The organism is Vibrio sp. 2134-1 (assembly GCF_033339495.1).
Map to the genome: position 1 here is coordinate 1 of NZ_JAWOUS010001028.1, position 502 is coordinate 502.

Consider the following 502-nt stretch of genomic DNA (forward strand, 5'->3'; position numbering starts at 1 on the left):
AGCGCTCTTTACCGTTTGATTACGGGCAAGTGGCTTACAGCTTGGTGTGGAACAAAGCGAGTCTCAATGATCCTGCTCTGAGATGGCTGCAACAACAGTTGCTTGATGCTTGTATAGAGCTCGAAGGCTGCGGTGTGTAAAGATAAGAGGCAGCTCTAAACGCATACGGAAGGAACAGCGATAGGACGATCAACAAACTTTCCAAGCTGTTCCTTTAGTTGCTCTATCTCTTCTTTTGAACACTTGTCCCAGCTGCGTGCCTCTCCTACCACGCCATGATGTTGAAAAGCATTGAGGCGAACGTGTACCGAGCTTGGTAGCGCATTAAGATACCGCCCTACCGATTCGATTTCCGTATCTAAGTCACTTTTACCGGGAATATGCAGAAGACGTACTTCGTGCAGCTTTTGTTGTTCTGCAAGAAACTCAATCGTCTGAAAAACTCGGTGATGTTCTCGGCCAGTTAACCAACGATGTGTGTCGGTTTGCCACGATTTTAAAT

2 pseudogenes are annotated in these 502 nt (G+C 46.8%); one reads left to right on the forward strand and one right to left on the reverse strand.

Features of this window, described 5'->3' with window-relative positions:
* A pseudogene (locus tag R7R78_RS29850) lies at positions 1-140 on the forward strand (LysR family transcriptional regulator); the annotation flags it as partial.
* Between the two features lie 15 nt (positions 141-155).
* Here R7R78_RS29850 and R7R78_RS29855 read toward each other — a convergent pair.
* Positions 156-502 (reverse strand): annotated as a pseudogene (locus R7R78_RS29855) (YjjW family glycine radical enzyme activase); the annotation flags it as partial.